This window comes from Porphyromonas sp. CAG:1061, from assembly GCF_000435035.1.
Lineage (GTDB): Bacteria > Bacteroidota > Bacteroidia > Bacteroidales > Porphyromonadaceae > Porphyromonas_A > Porphyromonas_A somerae.
On record NZ_HF988810.1, the window covers coordinates 1 to 9,102 of the forward strand.

Annotated in this window: 6 protein-coding genes; 2 read left to right on the forward strand and 4 right to left on the reverse strand. The window is 47.7% G+C overall.

Annotated elements, in window-relative coordinates; all coding sequences use genetic code 11:
- The 4 genes from QVO39_RS00110 to QVO39_RS00125 all read right to left on the reverse strand — a co-directional run.
- Nucleotides 1-2,557, reverse strand: a 2,557-nt coding sequence (locus QVO39_RS00110; protein ID WP_288171144.1) for a DEAD/DEAH box helicase, incomplete at its 3' end; no start/stop codon positions are given.
- A 58-nt stretch (nucleotides 2,558-2,615) separates the two neighbouring features.
- The gene (locus QVO39_RS00115; RefSeq protein WP_018028803.1) at nucleotides 2,616-3,335 is read right to left on the reverse strand and encodes a YebC/PmpR family DNA-binding transcriptional regulator; all 720 of its coding nucleotides are present in this window, start codon (nucleotides 3,333-3,335) and stop codon (nucleotides 2,616-2,618) included.
- An 18-nt stretch (nucleotides 3,336-3,353) separates the two neighbouring features.
- A complete protein-coding gene (pheT, locus tag QVO39_RS00120; RefSeq protein WP_021902497.1) occupies nucleotides 3,354-5,807 on the reverse strand; it encodes a phenylalanine--tRNA ligase subunit beta in 2,454 nt (817 codons plus the stop codon).
- 153 nt (nucleotides 5,808-5,960) lie between these two features.
- Complete coding sequence (locus tag QVO39_RS00125; protein ID WP_021902498.1) at nucleotides 5,961-6,374, reverse strand: hypothetical protein; 414 nt, start codon at nucleotides 6,372-6,374, stop codon at nucleotides 5,961-5,963.
- Nucleotides 6,375-6,480: 106 nt separating this feature from the next.
- Here QVO39_RS00125 and miaB point away from each other — a divergent pair, with 106 nt between their 5' ends.
- A complete protein-coding gene (gene miaB, locus QVO39_RS00130) occupies nucleotides 6,481-7,857 on the forward strand; it encodes a tRNA (N6-isopentenyl adenosine(37)-C2)-methylthiotransferase MiaB (protein ID WP_018028806.1) in 1,377 nt (458 codons plus the stop codon).
- A gap of 28 nt (nucleotides 7,858-7,885) precedes the next feature.
- The gene (gene rfbB, locus QVO39_RS00135; protein WP_021902500.1) at nucleotides 7,886-8,959 is read left to right on the forward strand and encodes a dTDP-glucose 4,6-dehydratase; all 1,074 of its coding nucleotides are present in this window, start codon (nucleotides 7,886-7,888) and stop codon (nucleotides 8,957-8,959) included.
- Nucleotides 8,960-9,102 lie beyond the last annotated feature (143 nt).

The window sequence follows — 9,102 nt, forward strand, 5'->3', positions numbered from 1 at the left end:
GGAGCTGATGTAGGTCACTCAAGCCAAAGCGATGTGCGTCATTGATAATAATGGTATTGGCATTCGGCACGTCAATGCCATTCTCTACAATGGTGGTAGCTAGGAGGAGGTCGGACTCGTGGTGAATGAATCCCAAAAGCGTCTGCTCTAGCTCCTTCGGAGACATCTGCCCATGAGCAATAGATATCCTAATTCCAGGTACTGCACGCTCTATTTTCCGAGCAATATCTCCTATGTTGTGTATGCGATTGTGGATAAAAAAGACCTGTCCATCACGAGCCAACTCAGCATTGATCGCCTCTGCCAATACCTCTATATCGTAGAGCATATGCTCTGTGCGTATGGGGTAGCGATTGGGTGGTGGGGTGGCGATATTGGAGAGGTCTCTAGCACCCATCAGGGAGAATTGGAGGGTACGTGGAATAGGGGTGGCGGTCATGGTGAGGGTATCGATGTGTGCCCTCATCTCCCTAAGACGCTCTTTGATGGAGACGCCAAACTTCTGCTCTTCATCGATGATGAGGAGCCCTAAATCCTTATAAACTACATTCTTACCTGTAATGGTATGGGTGCCTATAATAATATCTATCTTACCCTCTTCTAACCGTTCTAGTATCTCCCGACGATCTTTTGCCGAGCGGGCTTGGCTCAGATACTCTATGGTGACGGGGAAGTCTTTTAACCTTTTGGAGAAGGTCATATAGTGCTGGTACGCCAATACTGTGGTGGGGACTAGGACGGCGACTTGCTTGCCATCGGTAACTGCTTTGAAGGCAGCCCGGATGGCGACCTCTGTTTTGCCAAACCCTACATCTCCGCAGATGAGCCGATCCATAGGAATGGGTCGCTCCATATCGGCTTTGACATCGTTAGTTGCCTGCTCTTGGTCGGGAGTATCTTCGTACATAAACGAGGCCTCTAGCTCTTTTTGCAGATAGCTATCTTTGGAGAAGGCAAAGCCTTTCACCTTTAGTCGCTCGGCATAGAGTTTGATGAGATTTCGGGCAATATCCTTGACCTTTTTCTTGGTTCGCTCCTTGAGATTATCCCATGCTGACCCTCCCAGCTTGCTTAGCCGTGGGGGCTCCTCATTGTCTTTGCTCTTGTATTTAGAGATATGGTGGAGCGAGTGAATAGAGACATAAACACTATCTCCGCCCTGGAAGTTGAGCCTTACGGTCTCTTTCTGCTTGCCATTTTGCTCAATGGTAAATAGTCCGCCAAAGGTGGCGATACCGTAGTTTTGATGTACCACATAATCTCCAAACTCAAAGCTTTGGATATCTTTGAGTGTCATGACCGCTCGGTTTTTCCGAATCTTATCGCTCTTGAGCTTGAAATTGTGATAACGCTCAAAGATGGTGTGGTCGGTGAATAGTGCCAACTTCTGCTGATCATCGATAAAACCGGTATGAAGGGTAGGCACTATCGACTCAAAAGTCACTCCCTTTGCTTGGTCTTGAAAGATGGATTGTAGCCGCTCGAGTTGCCCTACCTGATCGCTCATGATAATGGTGTCGTACCCATTGGCCTGATACTTTAGAAGGGCATCGGAGAGAAGCTCGAAGTTTTTATGAAAAAGCGGCTCTAGTAGCTGTCCGAATCGTACATTGAAGGGCTTTTCCACCTCTTTAGCCGGATTGGTCATCACACACTGGTGAGCGTAGATTTCGTCTAATAATTGGCGAGGTGCTAAAAGTCTTTTCTGAAGTGCCTCAATGGTGGCAAATTCATTGTCCTCTGGGTGGATTGGCGGGGTAGTGTAGGTCTGGTCGAGGCTGCTCTCTAAGAAGGCAGCTTGGTCGATGTAGATGACCAGGTCACTTGGGAGTAAAGAGATAATGGACTGTACCGCTACATCGTTTTGCTCAAATGAGGTGAGGATAGTCACCTGCTCTATGGTGCTTTGGGACAATTGGGATTCGGGATCAAATAGACGGATACTCTCTACTTCATTATCAAAGAAGTCGAGGCGGGCTGGGGATTCGGAGGAGAATGAGTAGATATCGATAATTCCTCCTCTCACCGCAAAGTCGCCAGGGAGATAGACGTAATCCTTCTCCTCAAATCCCATCGACCAGAGCTTTTCTCTCAGAGCAGTTCTATCGATTTGATCGCCTACCTTGAGCTCTAGTCTTCCGGTATCGTAGGTCTTTTCATCGACCACCCCTTCGATTACGGCCTCAGGGTAGGTGACGATGATTTTGGGTTGCTCGCCAGCCCTGAGGAGCTCCATCAATTCGCTCCGAATGACCTCATTAGCGAGGTCTTTATGCCCATAACGGATGGCTCGCTTGTAGGCGGAGGGGAAGAAGGAGACCGTTTCGGTGCCCGACAGCTTCTCTAGGTCGTTGAGTAAATAGGCCGCTTCATCACTATCACGAGCAATCGCTAAAAGGGGCTTTTGGTGATGAGACAAAAGATATAATACAATAGCTATTGATGAACCTTGTAGGCCATCAATAGCTATACTCTTTTCTCCCTGAGATAGCTGCTTCAAGAGCGTTCTCAAAGCACTGCTATCTTCAAATCTCTGGACGAGGGTCTCTAAAGTCATATTACCGCCATGATATCGTGAATAGACCACTTACTAGCCCATTCACTCTATCCGTTGACTACTCTTCCTCTGCCATATTGTGGAAGACATTTTGTACGTCTTCGTCTTCCTCTAGCTTTTCAAGTAGCTTCTCCACATCCTCTCTCTCCTCAGGAGATAGTTGTTTGTAGTCCATAGGGACACGCACAAATTCTGAGCTGGTGATTTCGTATCCCAATTCCTCAAGGTGTGACTGTATCGCTGCATTGGAGGCAAAGTCGCCAGAGATCACTAGCTCACCTTCGTCTTCATCAATATCCTCTACACCGTAATCAATTAGCTCCAAAAGTAGCTCCTCGATATCGGCATCTGCCTTTTTAGTGACGTGGAAAACAGCTTGGTGGTCAAACATAAACTCCACGCTACCACTGGTGCCTAGAGAGCCACCGACCTTATTGAAATAGCTACGGACGTTGGCTACAGTACGAGTGTTATTATCGGTAGCAGTCTCTACAAACACAGCTATACCGTGAGGGGCATATCCCTCAAAGTTAACCTCCTTATAGTCGGTAAAGTCTTTGTCGGTAGCTTTTTTGATGGCACGCTCCACATTGTCTTTGGGCATATTCTCCTTCTTAGAAGTCTGAATAAGTAGCCTTAGGCGAGGGTTGGTATCTGGGTCAGGACCACCTGCTTTCACAGCAATGGTGATTTCCTTTGATAGCTTGGTAAATACCCTAGCCATATTTCCCCAGCGTGCTAGCTTGCGAGCCTTACGATATTCAAATGCTCTTCCCATATTTTCTCTTGTACAATATTATCTTAATGTGGCACCGAGTTGTTTATTAAGTGCCTGGTATATTTTATCCATTGTTTTCTCAATCACCTTCTCCGAAAGCGTCTGCTCCGCATCTTGCAGGCCAAAAGTCACGGCGTAAGACTTCTTTCCCTCCTCTAGGTGCTTAGGGTCGTCGTACACATCAAAGAGCGACACCTCCTTAAGGAGCTTTCCGCCCGCCTTCTTCGCCGCATTCTCCACATCGGCAAAGCTGACATTCTTATCTATCAGAAGTGCAAAGTCGCGCTTTACCATTGGGAAGCGAGCGATCTGCTTTGCTTTCACCTCCTTACGGAGCACCCTACTCAGTATCTCATTCCATTGAAGCTCTGCAAAGTAGACAGGCACCTCTACGTCATGGAGTTCAAGCACTTTCTGGCTCACAACTCCCCATTGGGCAACTACTCCACCGCCACGGAGTGAGATCTTCTCTGCAACGTCGTAGAGAGAGCAATCGGTAAGTGGCTCTATTAGTAGCTCGTTATCATTAAGACCAAGGCGCCTCATCACATTCAGCATCATCGCCTTCAGTTCGAAAGGACTTTGCTGATACTCCTTTCGGCACCAGTGCATAGGTAGTTCATCGCCAGTCATCCAAATGCCCAGCCTGTAATCCTCTTGGTAGCCAGGTAGATCGCTCTTCTCGCCAGCTTTTGTTCTTCTATAGCAATTGCCAAATTCGTAGAATCTTAATCCATGAGCCTGCCTATGGAGATTATGCTCTATCACCTCCAAGCCTCCATGCATCATCGTCATACGCATGGTAGAAAGGTCGTTGGAGAGAGGATTGAGCACCTGTACTGCATCACCCTTTGAGATCGCCTCAGGGTAATAGGAAGCCTTAGAGAGGGAGTTATTCAGAATCTCATTAAAGCCAGCCCCCGTCAGTTGTTCACTGATTCGTCGTTGTAAGTCCACACTCATATCGGTAGGGCTCTTCACGCTAATCGTGCTCACTAGGCTAATCTTTTCGGGGTACTCATTGTAGCCATATATCCTAAGGATATCCTCTATCACATCAATATCGCGAGTGACATCAAAGCGATAACAAGGTACACTTAGCTCCAGTACTCCATCTTTATTCGATACCACCTTAATCTCAAGAGCCTCCAGTATCTCTAGCACTTTGCTCTCAGGGATATCAAGACCAGTGAGAGATTGCACCTTCTCCATCGTAAGGGTGATGGCATAAGGCTTGTGCTCTACAGCGTAGACGTCATACACCTTGCTCGTCACTCGACCACCCGTCTCCGCGATAATCAGCGATACCGCCCTCTGAAGGGCCTTAGACAACTGGTTAGGATCCAGCCCCCTTTCATATCTAAAAGAGGCATCGGTATTGAGACCAAATCTCCTAGCACTCTTACGGATAAAGGTTGGGTGGAACGTAGCTGCCTCCAAGAACATAGAGGTTGAGTCCATTGTCACACCCGATTCTTTTCCTCCCATCACCCCTGCCAAGCAAAGGGCTTCGTTATTATCAGCGATCACCAAGTCTTTAGTGGTGAGTGTCAAAGAAGTGCCATCCAGTAGCTCCAGCTCCTCGCCCTCCTTAGCTAGTCGCACCCGTACCTCATTGCCCTTAATCTTAGCAAGGTCAAAGGTGTGCAGAGGTTGTCCCAGCTCAAAAAGCACGTAGTTGGCGATGTCCACCACATTATTAATAGAGCGCTGACCAATAGTCTCTAGTGCCGCCTTAAGCCACTTTGGACTCTCTTTCACCTGCATATCCTCAATCACCACTCCCATATATCTCTGGCAAGCTTCCAAAGACTCTACCTGGAGGGCAATCGGCTCCTTGTCGCACGAGTTGATCGTAGGAAGATCTGGAAAATGAAGGGCTGTCTTGTAGCCATGCGTCTTAAGATAAGCATAGAGATCGCGAGCCACACCGTAGTGCGAAGTTGCATCCACCCTATTTGGCGTAATCTCTATCTCAATCACATGATCCGAAGAGACCTCGAAGTAGTCCGAGGCAAGTGTCCCAGGCTTCACACCATCCTCCAGTACCATAATCCCAGAGTGGTCACTGCCCACACCGATCTCCTCGGCCGAGCAAATCATACCTTCCGAGACTTCTCCACGGATCTTGCCCTTCTTGATTGTAAAGCTCTCGTCACCATTATATAAAGTAGTCCCGATCGTGGCTACCACCACGGTTTGTCCTGCCGCTATATTAGGAGCACCACAAACAATGTGCAAAGGCGATTCCCCACCAATATCCACTGTCGTAACGTGTAGGTGATCCGAATTTTGATGCTCAGCACAAGTCAACACCTTGCCGATAACTAGCCCCTTCAGACCACCCCTAATCGACTCTCTCTCCTCTACCGCTGCCACTTCTAGGCCTATAGAAGTGAGTATTTCAGCCGTTTCCTCAGGAGTGAGGTCAAAGTCTACATACTTCTTAAGCCAAGAGAATGATATATTCATATACTTTATATAACAATTAATTACTTCATCGCTAGGGTGTAGCGACCTCGTCAGCTTCACCCCACAAAAACTTTTGCAAAGGTAACAAAATAAGGTGTGATGATAAAACCCCGCTTGCGGAATCTAGGGCGAGAGGTTCTTCACGCAAAGAGATTAGAAGTGCTTACGATCAAGGATCTCCTTCATCACGATTCCCTCACGGATATGCTCACGGATATGGCTAGCCCTATAGCGAGTGGCACTCTCCTCTGCATCAGTCTCTATATCCTCAGTAGTCTCGAGCACTTTTTGCATTGGATGCCCACCTTCCACCGTTGGTAGCTTGATAGACTGATACTTCAAAGGGGGAGGAACAACAGCATTACTAGGACTATCAAAAGGGCTCTCAAAAATAGGCTCTTCTTGAGGAGAATACTCCTCCACGTATTCTTGTTCCTCCTCCCCGAGCTCAAGTTCAGCATGTCTTTCCATTTGCTCTTGATGCTCTTGAGCAACTTCATGAAGCACACTGCTTAATTTCTTTAAGACAAAGTAGCCGATGGCTAGCCATAAAAATAAAGAACCCATATCTATTTATTATCGTCGCACTTTGAGGTGTAATTGTTTTAGTATCTTTGCCATATATATAGCTTTTCAAAGTTAGTCATTTTACGGCTACTTACCAAAGACTAGAATGAATAAAATGATATACAATAATAATGACCAAGCCAAGCTCCTCTACTTAGAGACTTATGGGTGCCAGATGAATGTAGCTGACTCCGAAGTAGTCTACGCCATAATGGAGACCATCGGGTATGCTATGACAGAGGTACTTGAAGAAGCCGATGTAGTGCTCATCAATACCTGCTCCGTGCGTGATAATGCCGAGCAAAGAGTGCTCAACCGCCTCTCACAGATTGATGGCATACGCAAGAAACACAAGCCCAATATGATAATTGGTGTACTTGGTTGTATGGCAGAACGAGTAAAGGAACAGCTTATCGAGGAGCATCATGCCGACCTAGTGGTAGGACCAGATGCCTACCTAGAGCTCCCCAACCTAATCGGTGCAGTAGAATCCGGGGAAAAGGCAATAAATGTAGAGCTCTCTACCGATGAGACCTACAAAGACGTCATTCCCCTCAAGCTAGATGGCGTACATATCTCGGGCTTTATCTCAATCATGCGAGGCTGCAATAAATTCTGTAGTTACTGCATCGTTCCCTACACTCGTGGAAGAGAAAGAAGCAGAGAGGTAGAGAGTATCCTCAATGAACTAGAGGAGATGAAGCAATTGGGGTATCGAGAAGTAACTCTGCTCGGTCAGACCGTCAACTCCTACCGATACACAGCACCCGATGGTGAAGTTTATGATTTCCCTAGGCTACTCGAGATACTCGCCACCACAGCCCCCAATATCCGTATCCGCTTCACCTCACCGCACCCCAAGGATATGACTGATGAGACCATCCAGATGATGGCTAAGTACCCCAACATCTGCAAGCACATACATCTACCACTTCAAAGTGGTAGCAATAAAGTGCTCAAGCATATGCGGCGAGGATATACTCGTGAGTGGTATCTTGATCGTGTGGCAAAAATACGAGATCTGATTCCAGACTGTGGCATCTCTACAGATATTTTCTGTGGTTTTCACGGCGAGGGTGAGGATGAGTTTGAGGAGACACTGAGCATTATGAGAGAAGTGCGGTTTGATTCTGCCTTCCTCTTCAAATACTCCGAGCGTCCTGGCACCTACGCAGCGAAAAAGCTAGAGGATGAAGTACCAGAGGAGGTAAAGTTGAAGAGACTACAAACGATGATCGACCTCCAGCAAGAGATTCAAGCCGAGAGTAATACAAAGGATATTGGAAAGGAGTTTGTAGTGCTGATCGAGGGCTTTTCAAAGAAGAGCCGAGACCAGTATTACGGGCGTACCCAACAGAATAAGGTAGTGGTATTTGATAAAGAGAATAGCCACATTGGCGACTTTGTAAGAGTCGCCGTTGATGAGGTCTCCAGTGCCACTCTCTTGGGTCATATAGTTGAAGATCAAAGTGCGTTAATTTAGAGTCATTACACCTATATACTATTGATTTATGAACACCATTAAGTACAAAAAAGTGATCCTCGTCACAGGAGGTGCAGGCTTTATCGGCTCCAATTTCCTCCTCACTCTTGTCCCAGAGTATCCCGAGCACCTATTCGTCAATGTAGATGCCCTCACCTACGCAGGCAATCTTGCCAATCTCAAAGAGGTAGAGCAGTGCCCCAACTACCGATTCGAGAAGGCCGACATCTCCGACCTCCAGCAGGTCCAAGCGCTTTTCAAGAAGTACCCCGTCACCCATGTCGTCAATTTCGCCGCCGAGAGCCACGTCGATCGCAGTATCAGCGGACCGCTCCCCTTTGTACATACCAACGTACTCGGGACTGTCAACCTACTACAGTGTGCATACGAAGCGTGGAAAGACGACTTCTCAGGCAAGCTCTTTTACCAAGTTAGCACTGACGAGGTCTACGGCTCCCTCCACACCGAGGATCCTGCATTTACTGAGCTCCACAGCTATGACCCTCACTCCCCTTACTCCGCTAGCAAAGCGAGTGCCGACCACTTCGTCCGAGCTTACCACGATACCTTCGGACTGCCTACCGTGATCAGCAATTGTAGCAATAATTACGGCCCTTGGCAGTTCCCCGAAAAGCTCATCCCACTCGTCATCTCCAATATCCTACACCAACGACCCATCCCCATCTACGGCGATGGCAAGCAGGTACGTGATTGGCTATACGTCATAGACCACGTCCGCGCTATAGAGCAGATCATCAAGGCAAGAAAGGTGGGAGAGACCTACAATATCGGAGGGCATAACGAGCTGCAAAATATTGAGCTCGTGAAGCTGCTTATCACCTCCGTAGACCGTCTCCTCGGCCACCCAGAGGGGCACTCCCTGCCACTTATACATTATGTCAAGGACCGACCAGGGCACGACACCCGCTACGCCATCGACGCTCGAAAAATTCATAGAGAGCTCGATTGGCATCCCACAGTCACTGTCCAAGAAGGCCTCCAAAAGACGGTCTGCTGGTACCTCAATAATCAGGAGTGGCTACAGTATACCACCTCGGGTGACTACCAAATGTACTACACTGAGCAGTACCATAATAGGTAAGTCGCAGGCACCATACTACTCATCCCTAAGACCCTATCTTCGCAAGAGGCGGAGGTGGGGTCTTTGCATTTGCTGAGCTCGGGTCTTCGCCTTCGTGAACAGTCTCAAGGATACTGTCCCAAAAAAGTGTGTAAGCCGCAATA